The following is a 19240-nucleotide window of genomic DNA, read 5'->3' as shown; positions in this document are numbered from 1 at the left end:
CCCGTACCAGACGTTAATCGCTGCGGTGACCCGGCGGCCGGTGATGGAGGGCCCCGCGTGGATTCCGTACGAACCCTTCACATGTGGCCAAGCCGGCGCGCACCGAGGGCGGACGGGCGGCCGGGGACCATGGCGTGGCCGCCCGCCGGCGGGTGATACTGCCGCCTCCGGCATCCCCCGTGCCCCACGACGAACGGAAGGCCCGAACCCCTTGAGATCCCTCAGTGTGCGCATCGGCGTCCTCGGTCTGGCCCTGCTGACCGCTCTCACCGCCCCCACGACCGCGACCGCCGCCGAGCCGACGGCCCCCACCGTCGAGGAACGCCGTCTGGACGGGGCGGTCCCGCAGGAGATACTGCGCCGCTCCGGTTTCGACTCGGTGGCGCCCGACTTCGCCCGTGCCCTGGACCGGGCACGTTCCTACGCCGAGGCGCGCCGTGCCGTGGTACGCGGGGGCGGGGAGGTGTGGCGCAGGGCCGTGGACCGGGCGCAGGGGCGTGGTCCGGCGGGCGGTGACCTCAGCCGGGACGACGACCGGCCGCTGTACTGGGCGCGGCTCGGGATGACCCGTGAACTGCGCGCCTGGCAGCCGGAGTTCGCGCTGGACGAGGCGCGGCGGGCGCGGCTGCTGGAGGAGCTGGAGCGGACCTCGCGCGGGCAGGACGCGATCCGGTACCCGCAGGGCGGGGCCGTGAAGCGGATCCTGGTGACCGGTTTCGACCCGTTCACCCTGGACCGGGACATCCGCATCTCCAACCCGTCCGGTGCCGTCGCGCTGGCCCTGGACGGCACGGTGATCGAGACGGCGGACGGTCCGGCGCGCATCGAGACGGCCGTCTTCCCGGTGCGCTGGCGGGACTTCACGGACGGCGCCGTGGAGCGGGCGCTGCGCCCGCACCTGCCGGAGGTGGACCTGTTCACGACGGTGAGCCAGGGCCGGGTGGGCCGCTTCGACATCGAGCGGACCAACGGGGCGTGGCGGGGCGGCTTCGGCGACAACGAGAACGTGGGCCGCACGGAGACCGTCCCGGTCACCGACCCGGCCACGCAGCCGCAGTGGACGTCCACGACGCTGCCGTACGCGGAGATCGTCGCCGCGGACAGCGGCCGGTTCCCGGTGTACGACAACACCAGTGTGACGGAGATCCCGGCGGGCGGCACCGAGCCCGTCGTGCGGCCGGAGGGTCCGACGCCCGGTTCGACGGCGCGGGCCGGTGGCGGCGGCGACTACCTGTCCAACGAGATCGCCTACCGGGCGACGCTGCTGCGGGACCGGCTCGGGCTGCACGACACGCTGCCGGGCGGCCATGTGCACACGCCCGTCCTGCAGTTCGGCGCCGGCAACACCACCGAGGTCACCGATCCGGAGTTCGTGCGGAACCGGCTGGACATCATCGGCCAGGTGCGGTCGATCGTGACCGTGGCGGTCAGTGCGACGGAGCGAACGCGAGGCTGACGCCGAGGCCGGCCAGGGCGGTTCCGATCACCTTGTTGAGGACCTTCTGGCCGCGCAGCATCAGGCCGCGCATCCGGTCGTGGCCGAAGAACACCGCGACGACACCGAACCACAGCAGGTGGGCCAGCGACATGAACAGCCCGTAGCCCACCTGCTGGAGGACCGGGGTGTCGGGGCCGACGACCTGGGCGAAGGTCGAGACGACGAACAGGGTCGTCTTCGGGTTGAGGACGTTGGTGAGGAAGCCGGTGCGCAGCGCCGCGAACGGGGTCAGGCCGGTCCTGTGCTCCAGGTCGACGGTGACCTCGCCGCGGGTGCGGAAGGTGCGGACGCCGATGTACACGAGGTAGGCGGCGCCGACCAGTTTGACGACGGTGAACAGGAAGGCGGAGGACGCGATCAGCAGTCCGACGCCGAGCATGGTGTAGGTGACGTGCACCAGCACGCCGGCGGCGACGCCGAGCGCGCCGAGCAGTCCGGTGCGGCGGCCGTAGAGGTAGCTGTTGCGCACGATCATGGCGAAGTCGGCGCCCGGTGCGATCACCGCGAGGACGGTGATGACGGCGACGGCGGCCACCTCGCTCATGGCGTGACGCCCTCCTGCTCGGTCTCCTCGGCGCCGTCCCCGACGGTCTCCTCGCCCAGCAGTTCACGCGCCATGAGGGTGGCTCCGGCGACCGCGCCCGGCATCAGGAACACGGCGACGAACGGCACCAGGAAGGCCACCGCCAGCGGTGTGCCGAAACCCCAGACGAGCATCCTGCGGGACCGCAGCAGCCGCAGCCGCTCGCGCAGTTCGACCCCGCGCCGCTGGAGCGCGACGGCGGCGAGCTCCTCGGTGAGGAAGAACCCGGTGACGAAGAAGCCGATCACCGGTACGACGGTCTGGCCGGCGACCGGGATGAAGCCGAGCGCGAAGAGCAGCACGCCCCACACCAGGGCACGGAGGACGATGCGGAGGCTGTCGCGGCCGGAGATCCACAGCTCGCGCCAGAGCGGCAGGTTCGACTCGGGCGCGGTGCCGTCCGGCGACACGTCCCGGTCGACTTTCTCGGAGAGGCTCTCGTAGAAGGGCTGTCCGACGAGCAGGGTCACGGCCGTGAAGGTGAGCACGGACAGCAGGAGTGCGAGCGCGAACAGCACCACGGTGAGGAAGCCGCGGAACAGGCCGGCCCAGGTGTCGGACCAGTCGTCGGCGAACGGTGTCGCCCACGTGACGACGTCCTGCCCCCACAGGGCCAGTGCGACGAGCGCCGCCGCGTACAGCACCAGCGTGATCAGCCCGGGCAGCAGCCCGAACCCGTACTGCTTGCCGTGCCGGGCCACCCAACGCTGGCCCTTCGTCAGAAACTTGAAACCCGCCCCGAGATCGCGCATGAGGAAGACTGTAGCGGGGGCGGGGCAGGCGGCCTCGACCCGCGTCCGGCACGGGGGAGACAGATGACCACCAGGCAGTTCCGGCTCGTCCACGCGGGTGCGTCCCACGGGCGGCTGCGCCGTCGGCCGACGTACACCTGGGCCGGGTCGCTGCCCGGTCTCGGGGCGGTCGAGCTGGTGTGCCCCGCGGAGGAGCACATCGAGCGGGAGTCTCTCGTCGCATGGGTGTCGGGCCCGGTCGTGCCGCCGATGTCCTTCACCGGCATCGCGTTCCGCGGCCTCCCGCGCATGGCCGGCATGCAGCTCACCGCCGACGGCTGGACGGCCCGGCTGCGCCGCCGCCACCTCGCCGTCACCGAGCGGGGCCGTGCCCTGCGGATCGAACTCTCCGGGCGCTCCTACCGGTACCGGGTGCTGGGCGGCAAGCTCCGGCACGAGCTGCGGCGCGAGGGGGCCGTCGTGACGACGACGCGCTCGGAGTGGCGGTTCCCGCAGACGATCTCCGGCGTCTCGGAGGGCGACGCCGACGCGCTGGACGTCGGGCTCGTGATCCTCATGGAGGGCGTCTACACGCGCAATCTCTCCTTCGGCGGGGCCGTGTACTCCTGGCCCGGGCGTTTCCTGAGCCGGGTGGACGACCTGGACTTCGGCGTCTGATCCGGCCCGGCACGGGACGGGGCCGCATCCCACGTCCAAGGATGCGGCCCCGCCGTGGGCAACGACCCGGTCGGGCCGGCGTCACGGTAAGGGTGCCGAGGCGTCAGAGCTTGACGATCATCTTCCCGGTGTTGTCGCCGCGCAGGACGCCGAGGAACGCCTCCAGGTTGTTCTCGATGCCCTCCACGACGGTCTCGCGGTACTTCAGCTCGCCCGAGCGCACCCAGGGGCCGACCTCCTGGACGAACTGCGGCTGGAGGTCGTAGTGGTCGCCGACGAGGAAGCCCTCGATGCGGCCGCGGGTCTGGATCAGACGGGCGAGGTTCTTCGGGCCGGGCGCGGGCTCGGTGTTGTTGTAGACGGAGATCATGCCGCAGACGGCGATCCGGCCGTCCCGGTTGAGCGATCCGATGGCGGCCTCCAGGTGGTCGCCGCCCACGTTGTCGAAGTAGACGTCGATCCCGTCCGGGGCGGCGGCGCGCAGCTGCTCGCTCACGGGGCCGTTGCGGTAGTTGAAGGCGGCGTCGAAGCCGTACTCCTCGACGAGCAGCTTCACCTTCTCGTCGGACCCGGCGGAGCCGATCACCCGGGAGGCGCCCTTGAGCTTCGCGAGCTGCCCGACCTGGCTGCCGACGGCACCGGCGGCACCGGAGACGAATACCGCGTCGCCCTCCTGGAACGCGGCGGTGCGCAGCAGACCGGCGTAGGCGGTGAGCCCGGTCATGCCGAGCACGCCCAGGTACGCCGAGAGGGGCGCGGCCTCCGGGTCGACCTTGACGGCGTTCCTGGCGTCCACGACGGCGTACTCCCGCCAGCCGAAGAAGTGCAGCACGTGGTCGCCGACGGCGATCCCCTCGGCGTTCGACGCGACGACCTCGCCGACGGCGCCGCCCTGCATGACCTTGCCCAGCTCGAACGGGGCGACGTAGGACTTGGCGGCCGACATCCTGCCGCGCATGTACGGGTCGACGGAGAGGTAGGCGTTCCGTACCAGCACCTGTCCCTCACCCGGGGTGCGGACCTCCGCCTCGACCAGGGCGAAGTCCTCCGGCTTCGGCCAGCCGACGGGCCGGCTCAGCAGATGCCACTCGCGGCCGGTGGTGGGGAGCGTGGGGGCGTCGGACATGACCTGGCACCTTTCCTCGTAATACTTCATTACCTGAAACAACCATGCGGCTGAATATTTCAGGATGTCAAGCAAGTGGGTACCCTGGAGACCATGGCCACACCGCACACGTCCCGCCGCCCCGACGCCCTCACCCTGGAGGTCGTGGAGCTCATCGGCTCGGTGGTGGCCCGCTACCACGAGGAGTACGAGGAGGCCGCCGCCGGCCATGCGCTGACCGGCGCGCAGGCGAGGCTGCTGAGCCTGCTGTCCCTCGAACCGCTGCCCATGCGGAGGCTGGCGCAGCGGCTGAAGTGCGAGCCGTCGAACGTCACGGGCATCGTCGACCGGCTGGAGTCCCGGGGCCTGGTGGAGCGCCGCCCGGACCCGGCGGACCGGCGGGTGAAGCTGGCGGCGGCGACGGACGAGGGGCGGCGGGTGGCGCGGAGCCTTCAGGACTCGCTGCGGTTCGCGCGCGAGCCGCTGGCGGGGCTCTCGGACGAGGAGCGGGTGGCGCTGCGGGACGCGCTGCGGAGGATGCTCGGCGAGGAGTGAGCGGGCCCGCCGGGCGGTCCGAGGGCCGCAGTGCCAGCGGATGCCGGGCGATCCGTGCGCGGCGGTAGCGGCGGATGCCGGGCGGCCCGTGCGCCGACGTAGCGGCGAACGCCGGGCGATCCGTGCGCCGCCGTGCCAGCGGATGCCGGGCAGCTCGTGCGCCGACGTAGCGGCGAATGCCGGGCGGTGCGAGGGCGGCCGTAGCGGCGGATGCCGGGCGGTCCGTGCGCCGACGTTCCGGCGGATGCCGGGCGGTCCGTGCGCCGACGTGCCAGCGGATGCCGGGCAGCTCGTGCGCCGACGTTCCGGCGGATGCCGGGCGATCCGAGGGCCGCCGTGCCAGCGAATGCCGGGCGGTGCGAGGGCGGCCGTAGCGGCGGATGCCAGGCGGCCCGTGCGCCGCCGTGCCAGCGGATGCCGGGCAGCTCGTGCGCCGCCGCTCCGGCGGATGCCGGGCGGTCCGTTTCAGCTGGGAGCGGGTCGGCCGGGCGTTACGTGCACCACCACAGGAACCGCTCGCACGTCGGTGTGGGCTCGGGCTCCGGTTCGGGCTTCTCGGTGGTCGGTTCCGGCTGCGGGGGATCCGGTTGCGACGGGGGCTGCTCGGGCTGGGGCGGTGCCTCGTCGGTCGTGGGCGGTTCCGCCGGGGCGGACGAGGTGCTCTCTTCCTTGTCGTCCTCGGCGTCCTTGTCGTCCTTCGCCTTGCCGGACTCCTTGTCGTCGGGTGACCCGGAGGCCGACGGGGAGCCGGAGGTGTGTGCGCCGGGCGACCTGCCGGGCGCCGGTGCGCCCGCGCCCGGCGTCCGGGTGTCCTCCAGTTCCGTGCCACCGCCGTCCGCCGTCTCGTCCCCGGAGGCGGACGGTTTCGACGCCGATCCGGGCGCGTCCATCCCGAGTTCCGCCAGGCTCAGTCCGCCCGCGGCGAGGACGAAGCCGCCGACGACCAGCAGCGCCCGCCGGCGCCGGCGCCGGTGCGCGGCGGCCTTGCGGTCCCGGCGGCTCGCGCCCGCCGCCCGGCCCTCGTCGCCCGCCTCGCGCCCCCGCCGGGCCGCACGCCGCCCCGGCGGCTCCTCCTCGCCCTGCGCGCCCTCGTACGCGTCGCCTCGGTCGTCGCCACGCGCGTCATCCCGGTCGTCGCCGTACGCGTCGCCCCGGTCGTCGCCGTACGAGGCCCGGCGGTCGCCGTCGTACGCGCCCCCGGGGTCGTCGCCGTACGCGTCGCCGGGTCCCTCGCCGTACGCACCGCCGTAGCCGTGCGCGTACCCGTCGCCGGGTCCCTCGCCGTACGCACCGCCGTACCCGTGCGCGTACCCGTCGCCGTGCCCGGCCGTGTACGCGTGGCCGGGATGTGCGGTGTACGCGGTGCCGGGTCCGTCGCCGGGTTCCTCGCCGCCGTCCTCGGCGGCCCCGGCGGTGCCCCCACCGCCCCCGTACGCCGACGGCGCGGCAGGCTCTCCCGACCGGGCGCGGACCGCCTCGACGGGCGAGCCGCACCCGGGGCAGGCGAGGGCGCCGTTGAGGTGCCGTCGGCACGGGTGGCAAAAGTCCATGACGCGGGAAGGTTAGGTTCCGTTCGGGTCCGAGTCATAGGCCTTGCGGTGAAGGTTTGGTGCGGACCGGCACTCATTGGTTTCGAAACTGCCGAAACCGATTATGTGCGTGACCCATTGACACCCCCGCCACCCCGTCCTTACTGTCACGCCAGCATTTCGAACGTGTGCCGAAATATCGAACGCGTCGAACTGCAGACACCGATGAAGGGTCCACTACCGCAGCGAGGGGCAACTGCCGTGCGCATCACCGGAATCAGCACACACGTGGTCGGGACGCCGTGGCGCAACCTGACGTACGTCCAGGTGCACACCGACGAGGGGATCACGGGAGTCGGCGAGACCCGGATGCTCGGACACACCGACGCACTCCTGGGTTACCTGAAGGAGGCCGAGGTCAACCACATTCTCGGCTCGGACCCGTTCGCTGTCGAGGACCTCGTCCGCCGGATGAAGTACGGCGACTACGGGCGCGCCGGCGAGATCGTGATGTCCGGTATCGCCGTCGTCGAGATGGCCTGCTGGGACATCAAGGGCAAGGCGCTCGGCGTGCCGGTCTGGCAGCTGCTCGGCGGCAAGGTGACCGACAAGGTGAAGGCGTACGCCAACGGCTGGTACACCACCGAGCGCACCCCGGAGGCGTACCACAAGGCCGCGCAGGCGGTGATGGAGCGCGGCTACCGGGCGCTGAAGATCGACCCCTTCGGCACCGGGCACTTCGAACTCGACCACCAGGAGAGCCTGTACGCCGTCTCCCTGATCGAGGCGGTCCGCGACGCGATCGGCCCCGACGCGGAGCTGATGCTGGAGATGCACGGCCGCTTCTCCCCGGCGACCGCCGTCCGCCTGGCCAAGGAGCTGGCGCCGTTCAAGCCGGCCTGGCTGGAGGAGCCGGTGCCGCCGGAGAACCTCAAGGCGCTGGAGAAGGTCGCCGCGAAGGTCGACATGCCGGTGGCGACCGGTGAGCGCATCCACGACCGGATCGAGTTCCGCGAGCTGTTCGAGAACCAGGCGGTCGACATCCTCCAGCCGGACGTCGGTCACATCGGCGGCATCTGGGAGACGCGCAAGCTCGCCGCGACCGCGGAGACCCACTACATGCTGGTCGCGCCGCACAACGTCGGCGGCCCCGTGCTGACCGCCGCCTCGCTCCAGGTCGGCTTCACCTCCCCGAACTTCAAGATCCTTGAGCACTTCAACGACTTCGCGGACGCGGAGATCAAGAAGGTCGTCAAGGGCGCGCCCCAGGTGAACCCGGAGGACGGCTGCTTCCACCTGTCCGACGCGCCCGGCCTCGGCGTGGAGCTGGACGTCGATGCGGCGGCCGAGTTCCCGCAGCAGCAGGCCCGGTTCGACCTGTGGGCCGAGGGCTGGGAGCAGCGCAAGCCCAAGGGCACGAAGTGAGCGCCGCCGGTCGCCTGCGACGCGGGGAGGCGCGATGAGCACCGCCGTCGTCGTCGAGGGCCCCGGTGAGCACCGTCTCGTGCCGCACGAGCCGCGCGAGCCCGGCGCGGGCGAGGCCCTGATCCGGGTGCACGCGTCCGGCATCTGCGGCAGCGACCGCGAGGTGTACCAGGGCAACCGGCCCGAGGGGTACGTGCGGTACCCGCTGACGCCGGGCCACGAGTGGTCCGGGACCGTGCAGCGGGTGGGCGCGGGCGTGCCGGAGTCGCTCGTCGGCCGGAAGGTGGTCGGCGAGGGCTTCCGCAACTGCCAGGTCTGCGACCGCTGCCACGCCGGTGAGACGACGCTGTGCTCGGCCGGCTACGAGGAGACCGGCTTCACGCAGCCGGGCGCGATGGCCGCCACGCTGACCCTTCCGGCGCGTCTGCTGCACGTCCTCCCGGACGACGCCGACCTCGGTGCCGCCGCACTGCTGGAGCCGGCCGCCTGCATCGCCGCCGCCGCGCTGAAGGCGAACGCCGTGCCCGGTGAGCGGGTGGCCGTGGTCGGCACCGGCACCCTGGGCATGTTCGCCGTGCAGTTCCTGCGGGCCGGCTCCCCCGCCGACCTGCTGGTGGTGGGCACCCGGCGGGACCGCGAGGCGCTGTCCCGGCAGTTCGGCGCGACCGGCTTCCGCACCAAGGACCAGGACCTGCCGGGCGGTTTCGACGTGGTGATCGAGACCGCCGGGTCGGCCGACGCGGCCCGCACGGCGGCCTCGCTGCTGCGGCGCGGCGGGCGGCTGGTGCTGACCGGCATCCCGGCGCCGGGCGCCGACGGCCTCGACCCCACGGACCTGGTCGTACGGCAGCTGGAGGTGCACACCGTCTTCGGCGCGCCGCCGGACGCCTGGGCGCACACGGTGCGGATGTTCGCCGCCGGACTGCTCGACCCGCTGCCGCTGGTGACCCACGAACTGCCGCTCGCCGAATTCCCGCAGGCCATCGAGCTGGTGGGGTCCGGCGACCCGAAGGTGGGCAAGGTCCTGCTGCGGCCCTAGCGTCTGCCGTTCGGACCAGCCCGGCCGCGAGGTGCGGTGCCTTGCGACCCCGGGATGATCCAGACGACAGCCTTCAGCCGTACGCCGGTACGGGGGCGACCTGACGGCCCCCGTACCGGTGTGCACCCGGGACACCGGCCTGCACTGCTCGCTCCGCCCGACTCGCACCCCGAGCCGCGAACTTCGTCCGATATTTCGAACACTAAGGACACCTTGTGACCGACGCTTCCGCCACGGCGCCCCGCAGGCCCGGTGAGCAGGCGCTCACCGCCCTCGGTCTGGGCGCACCCGCCCTCGACCCCGCCGACGCCTCGCCGCACACCTTCCCCGGCGGTGGCCGCTGGCGCACCGAGATCCCCTCGTGCGAGGGTCCCGAGGCGCTGGCGGTGGTACTGAAGGAGGCCTCCCGCCTCGACGTGCCGGTCCACCGGATCAGCCAGGGCAGCGGTGTCTGGATGCTGACCGACGCCGAGATCACCGAGATGGTCGAGGCCACCGCGGAACGGGACATCGAGCTCTGCCTGTTCACCGGCCCGCGCGGCACCTGGGACATCGGCGGCTCCACCCGTACCGACTCGCACGGCGCCGGACTGCGCGCGCGGGGCCACGACGCGGTGGCCGGCTGCGTCGAGGACGCCGTGCGCGCCACGGAGCTGGGCGTGAAGTGCCTGCTCGTCGCGGACGAGGGCGTGCTGTGGACGCTGCACCGGGCACGGGCGGCCGGCATCCTGCCCGCCGACACCACGCTGAAGGTCTCGGCACTCGTCGGGCCGGTCAACCCGGCCTCGTACGCGGTCTACGAGCGGCTCGGCGCGGACTCCATCAACGTGCCCAGCGACCTGACACTGGATCACCTCACCGAGATACGACGGGTTTCGGCCACCCCGATGGACATGTACATCGAGGCCCCCGACGACCTCGGCGGCTATGTGCGGATGTACGAGGTCGCCGAGCTGATCCGGCGCGGCGCCCCGCTGTACCTGAAGTTCGGCCTGGCCAAGGCGCCCGGGATCTACCCGTACGGACACCACATGCGGGAGCTGACCCTGGCGACCGCGAAGGAGCGCGTGCGCCGCGGCCGGCTGGCCCTGGATCTGCTGGCCCGGCACGGCGCGGACGGCGAGATGGCACCGCTCGGTTCGCGGCTTCCGGGCGATCTGAGCCGGTTCGAAATTTCGTCATAACGTTCCGGAAACTCAGCTTCACACAAGTAGACACAGCCGCGCACAATCGCACACACCTCTCTCGGTCTCTCCTGGTTCCCTCCCGGAAGCGTCCTCGCTCGACCGGACCGACCTGCCCACACATCAAGGATGATGATCATGCGTAATCGCAGAGCCGCCATCGCCGCCGTGGCCACAGCCGCCTCCCTCGCCCTCACCCTGACCGCCTGCGGCCAGAACAGCGAGGGCGGCAGCGAGGAGGGCAAGGGCGGGTCCGACGGGGCCACGATCGGCATCGCGATGCCGACGAAGTCCTCCGAGCGCTGGATCGCCGACGGCAACTACGTCAAGAAGGACCTGGAGTCCAAGGGCTACAAGACCAAGCTGGTCTACGGCGAGGACGACCCGGACCAGCAGGTCTCGCAGATCGAGAACCTGATCACGCAGGGCGTCGAGGCGCTGATCGTCGCGGCCATCGACAACAAGTCGATGAACAACGTCCTGCAGCAGGCCAAGGACGCCGACATCCCGGTCATCTCCTACGACCGCCTCATCCTCGGCACGGAGAACGTCGACTACTACGCCTCCTTCGACAACGAGAAGGTGGGCGAGCTCCAGGGCACCTACATCGTCGAGAAGCTCGGCCTGAAGGACGGCAGCGAGAAGGGCCCCTTCAACATCGAGCTGTTCGCCGGCTCCAACGACGACAACAACACCCGCTACTTCTTCCAGGGCGCCATGAACGTCCTGCAGCCGTACATCGACAAGAAGCAGCTCGTCGTCCGCTCGAAGCAGACCGCCCTCAACCAGGTCACCACCCTGCGCTGGGACGGCGGCACCGCGCAGAAGCGCATGGACGACATCCTCACCTCGTCCTACAAGAGCGCCCGCGTCGACGCGGTCCTCTCCCCCTACGACGGCATCTCCATCGGCATCCTCTCCGCGCTGAAGTCCGACGACTACGGCTCCAAGAGCAAGCCGCTGCCGGTCGTCACCGGCCAGGACGCCGAGGTCGCCTCGGTGAAGTCGATCATCGCCGACGAGCAGGCGATGACCGTCTACAAGGACACCCGCGAACTCGCGAAGGTCGCCTCCAACATGGTCGACGCGCTGCTCAACGACAAGAAGCCCGAGGTCAACGACACGAAGACCTACGACAACGGCGCGAAGGTCGTCCCGGCCTACCTGCTGGAGCCGGTCGCCGTGGACAAGGCCAACTACCGGCAGACCGTGGTCGACTCCGGCTACATCAAGGAAAGCGACCTCAAGTAACCGCCGACCCCCACGGATTGGAAGGCACGACCATGGCGGGACCCGTCCTGGAAATGCGCTCGATCGTCAAGACCTTTCCCGGCGTCAAGGCGCTGTCGGACGTCACCCTGACCGTCCAGCGGGGCGAGGTCCACGCCATCTGCGGCGAGAACGGCGCCGGCAAGTCGACCCTGATGAAGGTCCTCTCCGGCGTCCACCCGCACGGCACCTACGACGGGGACATCCTCTTCGAGGAGGAGGTCTGCCGGTTCAAGGACATCCGGGCCAGCGAAGAGCACGGCATCGTGATCATCCACCAGGAGCTGGCCCTGGTGCCGTACCTGTCGATCGCGGAGAACATCTTCCTCGGCAACGAGCACGCCACGCGCGGGTTCATCAACTGGAACGAGACGCTCAGGCACGCCGCCGAGCTGCTGCGCCGGGTGGGCCTCGACGAGCACCCGGAGACCCGCGTCGCCGACATCGGCGTGGGCAAGCAGCAGCTGGTGGAGATCGCCAAGGCGCTGTCGAAGAAGGTGAAGCTGCTCATCCTCGACGAGCCGACCGCGGCGCTCAACGACGAGGACAGCGGCAAACTCCTCGACCTGATCCTCCAGTTGAAGGACCAGGGCATCACCTCGATCATCATCTCCCACAAGCTGAACGAGATCCGCCGGGTCGCCGACTCGGTGACGATCCTGCGGGACGGGCGGACCATCGAGACGCTCGACGTGAAGGCCCCGGAGACCAGCGAGGACCGCATCATCTCCGGCATGGTCGGCCGCGACCTGGAGCACCGCTTCCCGGAGCGCACCCCGCACCGGCCGGAGGAGGGCGTCGCACCGGCCCTGGAGATCCGCAACTGGACCGTGCACCACCCGATCGACCAGCAGCGCAAGGTCGTCGACGACGTGTCGCTGGAGGTCCGGCGCGGCGAGATCGTCGGCATCGCGGGCCTGATGGGCGCCGGCCGCACCGAACTCGCGATGAGCCTGTTCGGCCGCACCTACGGCCGGTACGCGGGCGGCACGGTCCTCAAGGACGGCACCGAGATCCGCACCAAAACCGTCCCGGAGGCGGTCGCGCACGGCATCGCGTACGTCACCGAGGACCGCAAGCACTACGGGCTGAACCTCATCGACACCATCAACCGCAACATCTCGCTCAGCGCACTGAAGAAGGTCGCCAGGCGCGGAGTGGTGGACGAGCACGAGGAGCGGCAGGTCGCCGAGGGCTTCCGCAAGTCCATGAACATCAAGGCGCCGACGGTCTTCGAGCCGGTGGGCAAGCTGTCCGGCGGCAACCAGCAGAAGGTCGTCCTCAGCAAGTGGATCTTCGCCGGTCCCGATGTGCTGATCCTGGACGAGCCGACGCGCGGCATCGACGTCGGCGCCAAGTACGAGATCTACACGGTCATCGACCAGCTGGCCGCCCAGGGCAAGGCGGTCGTCTTCATCTCCTCCGAGCTGCCCGAACTGCTCGGCATGTGCGACCGCATCTACACGATGGCCGCGGGGCGGCTGACGGGTGAGTTCTCGCGGGCCGAGGCCTCCCAGGAATCGCTGATGCGTCAGATGACGAAGGACAAAGAGGTATCCCGATGAGCACGGAAGTCACCGACACGACCCCGGCCGCCGCGCCGCCGGGCAAGAAGGGGGCGGGCAGCGGTGACGGCCTGCTCCGGCTGATGCTGGACGGCATGCGCCGCAACATGCGGCAGTACGGCATGCTGATCGCGCTCGGCCTCATCGTGGCGCTGTTCGCGGTGTGGACCGACGGCGACCTGCTGCTGCCGCGCAACGTCTCCAACCTGGTGCTGCAGAACAGCTACATCCTGATCCTCGCGATCGGCATGATGCTGGTCATCATCGCGGGCCACATCGACCTGTCGGTCGGCTCGCTGACCGCGTTCGTCGGCTCCATGGCCGCCGTCTTCATGGTCAAGAACGACATACCGTGGCCGGTCGCGGTGCTGCTGTGCCTGGCCGTGGGTGCCCTCGCGGGGGCGATCCAGGGCTGGTTCATCGCCTACGGCGGCATACCGTCGTTCATCGTGACCCTCGCGGGCATGCTGACCTTCCGCGGCCTGACGGAGATCTTCCTGGAGGGCCAGACCCTCGGCCCGTTCCCGAAGGGCCTGCAGAAGGTCGCCAACGGCTTCATGCCCGAGGTCGGCCCGGAGACCAACTACCACAACCTCACCCTGCTGCTCGGCTTCGCGCTGATCGCGCTGGTGGTCCTCCAGGAGGTCCGCGACCGCCGCCGGCAGAAGGAGTTCGACCTCGACGTCCTGCCCGCCAAGCTGTTCGCGCTGAAGCTGGTCGCGCTGGCCTCCGCCGTCCTCGTGGTGACGCTGCTGCTGGCCAGCTACAAGGGCGCCCCGATCGTGCTGCTGATCCTCGGCGCGCTGCTCGTCGGCTTCGGCTACGTGATGCGCAACGCCGTCATCGGCCGCCACATCTACGCCATCGGCGGCAACCTGCCCGCGGCGAAGCTGTCGGGCGTGCGGGACAAGAAGGTCACCTTCCTCGTCTTCCTGAACATGGGCATGCTCGCGGCCCTGGCGGGTCTGGTGTTCGCCGCCCGCTTCAACGCGGCCTCTCCCAAGGCCGGCCTCAACTTCGAACTGGAGGCGATCGCGGCCTCGTTCATCGGCGGCGCGTCGATGAGCGGCGGTGTCGGCACCGTCCTCGGCGCGATCATCGGCGGTCTGGTCCTGGGCGTGCTGAACAACGGCATGAACCTCGTCGGCATCGGCACCGACTGGCAGCAGGTCATCAAGGGCCTGGTGCTGCTGGCGGCGGTCGGGTTCGACGTGTGGAACAAGCGCAAGGTCGGTTCGTAAGTCGACTCGGGCCCCGCCGGACGGCGGGGCCCCTCCCCTTGTTGGAGCGGTTTTCGTGGAACTGAGCAGACGCACGGTCATCGCAGGAGCAGCAGCCGGGGTCACCGCCGCCGCGGTGGCCGGCACGGCACACGCCACGGGAGGCAGGAAGCCGGTGAAGACGCTGTTCGGCAAGCTCGCGGACGGCACGAAGGTCCACAGCTGGTCGCTGGAGAACGGCGGGACCCGGATGCGGGTGCTGTCCTACGGCGGCATCGTCCAGTCCCTGGAGGTCCCCGACCGCCGCGGCCGTCACGCCAACGTCTCCCTCGGCTTCGACGACCTGGCGGACTACGTCGCGTCCAGCCCGTACTTCGGCGCCCTGATCGGCCGGTACGGCAACCGCATCGACAAGGGCCGCTTCACCCTCGACGGCACGGACCACCAGCTGTCCGTCAACGACGGCGAGAACAGCCTGCACGGCGGGGCCCGCGGCTTCGACAAGCGGGTCTGGGACGTCGAGCCGTTCACGGCGGGCCCGGACGTCGGTCTGCGGATGTACCACACGAGCGTCGACGGCGAGATGGGCTACCCGGGCACGCTGCGCGCGACGGTGACGTACACGCTCACCCGCGACGGCGACTGGCGGATCGACTACGAGGCCACCACCGACCGGGCCACCGTCGTCAACCTCACCAGCCACGTGTACTGGAACCTGGCCGGCGAGGGCAGCGGCGGCATCGAGGACCACGAGCTGACGATCGCCGCGTCCCGCTACACACCCACCGACGCGGGCCTGATCCCCACCGGTGAGCTCGCCCCGGTGGCGGGCACCCCGTTCGACTTCCGGCGGGCCAAGCCGATCGGCCGGGACATCCGCGCCGCCCACCCGCAGTTGATCACCGCGCAGGGCTTCGACCACAACTGGGTCCTCGACAAGGGGATCACCGACCGGCCCGAGCACGTCGCCACCCTGCGCGACCCGTCCTCCGGCCGCACCCTGCGGATCGCCACCAACGAGCCGGGCCTGCAGTTCTACTCGGGCAACTTCCTCGACGGCACCCTGACCGGCACCGGCGGCCGGGTCTACCGGCAGGGCGACGGGCTGTGCCTGGAGACCCAGCACTTCCCGGACTCGCCGAACCAGCCGTCGTTCCCGTCGACCGTGCTGCGCCCCGGCGAGACGTACCGGACGACGACGGTCCACTCGTTCGGCTCCTGAGCGCCGGCGGCCGGGCGGCTCCTGAGCGCCGGCGGGCCGGGAGGCTCCGGTGGCCCGGTGGTGGGGGCGGCTCCGGCGGCTCGGTGGTCAGGGCGGCTCCGGCAGCCTCTGCGGCTCCGGCGGCTCGGTGGTCAGGGCGGCTCCGGCAGCCTCTGCGGCTCCGGCGGCTCGGGGGTCAGGGCGGCTCCGGCAGCCTCTGCGGCTCCGGCGGCTCGGTGGTCAGGGCGGCTCCGGTCGTTCGAGGGCTCCTGAGCCCCGGCGGCTCCGGTGGTCCGGGCGGCTCCGGTGGTCCGGGCGGCTCCGGTGGTCCGTGCGGCTCCGGTGGTTCGGGCGGCTCCGGTGGTCCGGGCGGCTCCGGTGGTTCGGGCGGCTCCGGTGGTCACATTTTCCTCACATGAGCTGAACGGCCCCGTGCCGCGCTCCGTACCCCTGGGTGGCCCGCGTTCCCCCGCGCGGGCCACCCAGGCATGACGGGCCCGGACGTCCCCGGCGGGCCCGCCGCACACGGAGGTTCCATGGCCGACAACGTCACCTCGTTGTTCCGCAGTACCGCGGCGCACAGCCCGTCGATGGCGGCGCTGACACGGGAGAGCGACGGGGCCGGCCCGGTGGACTTCTGCATCCCCTGCAATCCGTACTTCCCCACCCCCGCCATGTTCGAGGAGATGGCGGCCAGGCTCCGCGACATCATCACGTACTACCCGAGCAGCGCCGACACCATCACCGCCGAGCTGTGCGGCCTGCTCCAACTCCCGCCGCAGTGCGTGGCGATGGGCAACGGCTCCACCGAACTCATCACCTGGATCGACCACCTGCTGGTCCGCGAGTCCCTCGCCGTCCCCGTCCCCACCTTCGGCCGCTGGACCGACCAGCCCATGGAGACCGGCAAGCGGGTCGACATGTTCCCGCTCCAGGAGTCCGGCGGCTTCGCCCTGGACCTCGCGCAGTACGCCGAGTTCATCCGCGCGCGCGGCACCCGGGTCGCGGTGATCTGCAACCCGAACAACCCCGACGGCGGCTTCCTGCACAAGCACGCGGTCGTGCAGTTCATGGACGCGATGGCGGACCTGGACCTGGTGGTGGTCGACGAGTCGTTCCTGGAGTTCGCCGACGCGGAGAACGAACCGAGCGTGGTGCAGGAGGCCATGCTGCGGCCCAACGTCATCGTGCTGCGCAGCCTCGGCAAGAACTTCGGCCTGCACGGCATCCGCTTCGGCTACCTGGTCGCCAACCCGGCGCTCGCGGGCCGGGTGAGGTCCATGCTCCCCAAGTGGAACCTCAACTCCTTCGCCGAGCACGTGGTGTTCATGCTGAAGGAGCACGGCGCCGAGTACGCGCAGAGCCTGCACCAGGTGCGCCGCGACCGGATGGACATGTCCGGCCAGCTCTCCGCACTGCCCGGACTGACGGTCTACCCGTCCCAGGGCAACTTCCTCTTCGTGCGCCTCCCCGTGGGCGCCGAGGGCACCGTGGTCCGGGACCGGATGCTCACCGAGCACCGGATCCTGGTCCGCGAGTGCGGCAACAAGATCGGCTCCTCCAGCCGCTTCCTGCGTCTCGTGGTACGTCCCCAGGTCGATGTGCGTCGCCTGGTGACCGGCCTGGAGCAGGTGCTCTACGGGACGGCCAGGAGGGGAGCCGCCGTGCCGGGGCCCGCGACCGGAACCGGCTACAGCTCGGGCACGGCGGCCGTCGACCGGCTGGTCAGCCAGACCAACGGGGCCGGCGTGCCGATGCCGCCGCCGGCTTCGGCGGGGGTTCCGGCGGGCGCACCGGCCGTACCGCAGCAGCCGGTGCCGCAGCCTCTTCCGCAGCCGCTGCCGCAGCCGTTGGCGCCGGCGGCCGCCACGGTGCCCGCCGCACCGGTGGCTCCCGCCGCGCCCATGGGGCCCATGGGGCCCGTGGCGCCGATGCCGGTGCCGATGCCCGCCGCGGCGGCCGTGGTCCCTCCTGTCGCCGCCCCTGTCGCCGCCCCTGTTCCCGGGGTCGCGCCCGCTCCCCTGCCGCAGCCGACCGGGCCCACGCCGCCCGGTGTCCCGGCCCGGGGCGGTCTGACGGCCGCGCAGGTCCGGGGCACCGACGGCCTCTCCGCCGCCCCGGCACCCGGCCGGCCCGGACCGCAGGGCTGGCCGTACGCGGCGGGCATGGGCCGGGCCGGCTGACCGCGGTCCGCACGGTGCACGGTCCCTCGCGGCGCGCAGCGCCTGTAGTGCGCAGCCCTCGTGGTGCGCGACGCGTGTGGTGCGCGGCCCTCGTGTGAACGACCGTCGTGTGAACGGCCCTTACGGTACGCCGCACTCACGGTGCGCGGTCGTCGCGGTACGCGGTCGTCGCGGTACGCGGTCGTCTCATGTTCAGGGAGCGGCGGCCGGGGGCGTCGGGCAGGGCGAGGCGGTCGGGGACGGTTCGGGGTCCGGGGACGGGGTCGCCGATTCCGAGGGGCAGGTGTCCGGGTCCGTGGGCGAGGGGGCCGGGTCGGTCGGTGTCGGAGTTGCCGTGGGGGATCCGCCGGGCGGCTGCGACGGGTCCTGGCTCGTCGGAGGGGCCGTCGGGGAGGAGGGGTCCGGGGACGGGGAGGTGGGCGCCGGAGTGGGTGACGGGGTGGGTGACGGGGTGGGTGACGGGGCGGACGGGGACGGTCCGGGGCTGACCGGGGTGCTCGGGTCCGGGCCGATGACGACGCCACCGCCGCCCCCGTTCCCGTCCCCCGTGCCGCCGTTCTGACCACTCCCGCGGTTTCCGCCGTCGACGGGCTCGGTCGCCGGGGTGTCGCCGCCCGCGCCGGGACTCCTCGGGACGACGCCGCTCCCGTCGGGGACGGTGTGCACGCCGCGGCGGTAGAACTCCAGCCAGTACCTGACCAGTCTCAGGTAGGCGCGGGAGTGGTTGTAGCCGAGGATCGCCCGGTCCAGGTCCGCGGCCCGGCCCAGGTCCCGGTCGCCCGCGCACAGGTAGTGCCCGGCGGCCAGGGCCGCGTCGAAGATGTTGTTCGGGTCGGCACGGCCGTCACCGTTGCCGTCCGTGCCCCACCGGGCCCAGGTCGACGGCAGGAACTGCATCGGCCCCACCGCACGGTCGTACACCGTGTCCCCGTCGTGGGCGCCTCCGTCCGTGTCCCGGATCAGGGCGAAGCCCCGCCCGTCGAGCGCCGGCCCGGTGATGCGGCCCCGCGTGGTGCCGTTCCGGTCGACCGCACCGCCGCGCGCCTGACCGGACTCCACCTTGCCGATCGCCGCGAGCAGCTCCCACGGCAGCCGGCAGCCGGGGTCGGTCCGGCCGACGGAGGTCTCGGCGGCACGGTAGGCGCGCAGCACGGTGGCCGGAATGCCGGACTGGGCCCGGATGGTGCGCACGAGCGCCGGTGCGTCCGACGCGGCGTCCGGGGACCGCAGGGGCGGGAGTTCGGTGTGGTAGGAGCCGTCCCCCGGCGGAGCGAGGTCGGCGTACGGGCCGCCGGCCGCCGGGGTGTGCGGGCCGTCGGCGGGCGGGGCGGCGTGGGCGTCCTGCGCGTCGCCGGTGAGGCCGGGCGCCTGGGAGGCGGTGAGGGCCGCCATGGCCGTCACCGCCACGGCGGTCGCCCGCAGTCCCCTGCGGGCCCGGCCGGCGTACGGACGTCGGGCGCGGCGTACGGACATGG

The 19240-nt window shown here is 71.8% G+C and carries 16 protein-coding genes; 11 read left to right on the top strand and 5 right to left on the bottom strand.

The features are described 5' to 3' along the window. The first annotated feature begins 211 nt into the window (after window positions 1-211). The gene (locus FGW31_RS24025) at window positions 212-1456 is read left to right on the top strand and encodes a pyroglutamyl-peptidase I (RefSeq protein WP_142195575.1); all 1245 of its coding nucleotides are present in this window, start codon (window positions 212-214) and stop codon (window positions 1454-1456) included. Here the strand turns inward: FGW31_RS24025 and FGW31_RS24020 are convergent. Next, window positions 1428-2042 (bottom strand): LysE family translocator, encoded by a 615-nt coding sequence (locus FGW31_RS24020; protein WP_142195574.1) that lies wholly within the window; start codon window positions 2040-2042, stop codon window positions 1428-1430. The genes FGW31_RS24025 and FGW31_RS24020 overlap by 29 nt on opposite strands. Beyond that, a complete protein-coding gene (locus FGW31_RS24015) occupies window positions 2039-2833 on the bottom strand; it encodes an EI24 domain-containing protein (protein WP_142195573.1) in 795 nt (264 codons plus the stop codon). Before FGW31_RS24015 ends, FGW31_RS24020 begins: the two co-directional genes overlap by 4 nt. A 63-nt stretch (window positions 2834-2896) precedes the next feature. Here FGW31_RS24015 and FGW31_RS24010 point away from each other — a divergent pair, with 63 nt between their 5' ends. Beyond that, the gene (locus FGW31_RS24010; protein WP_142195572.1) at window positions 2897-3490 is read left to right on the top strand and encodes a hypothetical protein; all 594 of its coding nucleotides are present in this window, start codon (window positions 2897-2899) and stop codon (window positions 3488-3490) included. Between the two features lie 103 nt (window positions 3491-3593). Here the strand turns inward: FGW31_RS24010 and FGW31_RS24005 are convergent, their stop codons facing one another. Continuing rightward, complete coding sequence (locus FGW31_RS24005) at window positions 3594-4616, bottom strand: NADP-dependent oxidoreductase (RefSeq protein ID WP_142195571.1); 1023 nt, start codon at window positions 4614-4616, stop codon at window positions 3594-3596. A 93-nt stretch (window positions 4617-4709) separates the two neighbouring features. Here FGW31_RS24005 and FGW31_RS24000 point away from each other — a divergent pair, with 93 nt between their 5' ends. Further along, on the top strand, window positions 4710-5150 hold the full coding sequence (locus FGW31_RS24000; RefSeq protein ID WP_142195570.1) for a MarR family winged helix-turn-helix transcriptional regulator: 441 nt from the start codon (window positions 4710-4712) through the stop codon (window positions 5148-5150). Window positions 5151-5641: 491 nt separating this feature from the next. Here FGW31_RS24000 and FGW31_RS23995 read toward each other — a convergent pair whose 3' ends face one another. Then, window positions 5642-6700 carry an SCO2400 family protein gene (locus FGW31_RS23995; RefSeq protein WP_142195569.1) on the bottom strand — a complete coding sequence of 353 codons (1059 nt, stop codon included), beginning with the start codon at window positions 6698-6700 and terminating at the stop codon, window positions 5642-5644. 240 nt (window positions 6701-6940) lie between these two features. Here FGW31_RS23995 and FGW31_RS23990 point away from each other — a divergent pair, with 240 nt between their 5' ends. From FGW31_RS23990 to FGW31_RS23950, 8 genes are all read left to right on the top strand, one after another. Next, the gene (locus tag FGW31_RS23990) at window positions 6941-8104 is read left to right on the top strand and encodes a mandelate racemase/muconate lactonizing enzyme family protein (RefSeq protein ID WP_142195568.1); all 1164 of its coding nucleotides are present in this window, start codon (window positions 6941-6943) and stop codon (window positions 8102-8104) included. A 34-nt stretch (window positions 8105-8138) separates the two neighbouring features. Beyond that, entirely contained in the window at window positions 8139-9143 is a 1005-nt protein-coding gene (locus FGW31_RS23985) for a zinc-dependent alcohol dehydrogenase (protein WP_142195567.1), read from the top strand. Window positions 9144-9358: 215 nt separating this feature from the next. Then, entirely contained in the window at window positions 9359-10327 is a 969-nt protein-coding gene (locus FGW31_RS23980; RefSeq protein WP_142195566.1) for a glycosyltransferase family protein, read from the top strand. A 138-nt stretch (window positions 10328-10465) separates the two neighbouring features. Further along, window positions 10466-11578 (top strand): multiple monosaccharide ABC transporter substrate-binding protein, encoded by a 1113-nt coding sequence (gene chvE / locus FGW31_RS23975; RefSeq protein WP_182674577.1) that lies wholly within the window; start codon window positions 10466-10468, stop codon window positions 11576-11578. Window positions 11579-11610: 32 nt separating this feature from the next. After that, complete coding sequence (mmsA, locus tag FGW31_RS23970; protein ID WP_142195564.1) at window positions 11611-13161, top strand: multiple monosaccharide ABC transporter ATP-binding protein; 1551 nt, start codon at window positions 11611-11613, stop codon at window positions 13159-13161. Beyond that, window positions 13158-14402 carry a multiple monosaccharide ABC transporter permease gene (gene mmsB / locus FGW31_RS23965; protein WP_142195563.1) on the top strand — a complete coding sequence of 415 codons (1245 nt, stop codon included), beginning with the start codon at window positions 13158-13160 and terminating at the stop codon, window positions 14400-14402. The genes mmsA and mmsB overlap by 4 nt, the downstream gene beginning before the upstream one ends. A 55-nt stretch (window positions 14403-14457) precedes the next feature. Next, window positions 14458-15603 (top strand): aldose epimerase family protein, encoded by a 1146-nt coding sequence (locus FGW31_RS23960; protein WP_142195562.1) that lies wholly within the window; start codon window positions 14458-14460, stop codon window positions 15601-15603. A gap of 515 nt (window positions 15604-16118) precedes the next feature. Beyond that, window positions 16119-17765, top strand: a complete 1647-nt coding sequence (locus FGW31_RS23950) for a pyridoxal phosphate-dependent aminotransferase (RefSeq protein ID WP_142195561.1) — start codon at window positions 16119-16121, stop codon at window positions 17763-17765. Between the two features lie 192 nt (window positions 17766-17957). On the opposite strand, the gene FGW31_RS23945 is transcribed toward FGW31_RS23950, so the two are convergent. Continuing rightward, window positions 17958-19238, bottom strand: coding sequence for a lytic transglycosylase domain-containing protein (locus tag FGW31_RS23945; protein ID WP_142195560.1), 1281 nt, complete (start codon window positions 19236-19238; stop codon window positions 17958-17960). Between the last annotated feature and the right edge of the window lie 2 nt (window positions 19239-19240).

Source organism: Streptomyces calvus, assembly GCF_006782915.1.
GTDB classification, from domain to species: domain Bacteria; phylum Actinomycetota; class Actinomycetes; order Streptomycetales; family Streptomycetaceae; genus Streptomyces; species Streptomyces calvus.
The sequence above is the reverse complement of the archived record's forward strand: the minus strand, read 5'-3'. Positions and strand labels throughout refer to the sequence as shown.

What these genes read in the sequence shown, in the direction of transcription:
- FGW31_RS24020 (WP_142195574.1), bottom strand. Translation starts at nt 2,042, where the DNA reads ATGAGCGAGGTGGCCGCCGTCGCCGTCATCACCGTCCTCGCGGTGATC.
- FGW31_RS24015 (WP_142195573.1), bottom strand. Translation starts at nt 2,833, where the DNA reads ATGCGCGATCTCGGGGCGGGTTTCAAGTTTCTGACGAAGGGCCAGCGT.
- FGW31_RS24010 (WP_142195572.1), top strand. Translation starts at nt 2,897, where the DNA reads ATGACCACCAGGCAGTTCCGGCTCGTCCACGCGGGTGCGTCCCACGGG.
- FGW31_RS24005 (WP_142195571.1), bottom strand. Translation starts at nt 4,616, where the DNA reads ATGTCCGACGCCCCCACGCTCCCCACCACCGGCCGCGAGTGGCATCTG.
- FGW31_RS24000 (WP_142195570.1), top strand. Translation starts at nt 4,710, where the DNA reads ATGGCCACACCGCACACGTCCCGCCGCCCCGACGCCCTCACCCTGGAG.
- FGW31_RS23995 (WP_142195569.1), bottom strand. Translation starts at nt 6,700, where the DNA reads ATGGACTTTTGCCACCCGTGCCGACGGCACCTCAACGGCGCCCTCGCC.
- FGW31_RS23985 (WP_142195567.1), top strand. Translation starts at nt 8,139, where the DNA reads ATGAGCACCGCCGTCGTCGTCGAGGGCCCCGGTGAGCACCGTCTCGTG.
- chvE (WP_182674577.1), top strand. Translation starts at nt 10,466, where the DNA reads ATGCGTAATCGCAGAGCCGCCATCGCCGCCGTGGCCACAGCCGCCTCC.
- mmsA (WP_142195564.1), top strand. Translation starts at nt 11,611, where the DNA reads ATGGCGGGACCCGTCCTGGAAATGCGCTCGATCGTCAAGACCTTTCCC.
- mmsB (WP_142195563.1), top strand. Translation starts at nt 13,158, where the DNA reads ATGAGCACGGAAGTCACCGACACGACCCCGGCCGCCGCGCCGCCGGGC.
- FGW31_RS23950 (WP_142195561.1), top strand. Translation starts at nt 16,119, where the DNA reads ATGGCCGACAACGTCACCTCGTTGTTCCGCAGTACCGCGGCGCACAGC.
- FGW31_RS23945 (WP_142195560.1), bottom strand. Translation starts at nt 19,238, where the DNA reads ATGTCCGTACGCCGCGCCCGACGTCCGTACGCCGGCCGGGCCCGCAGG.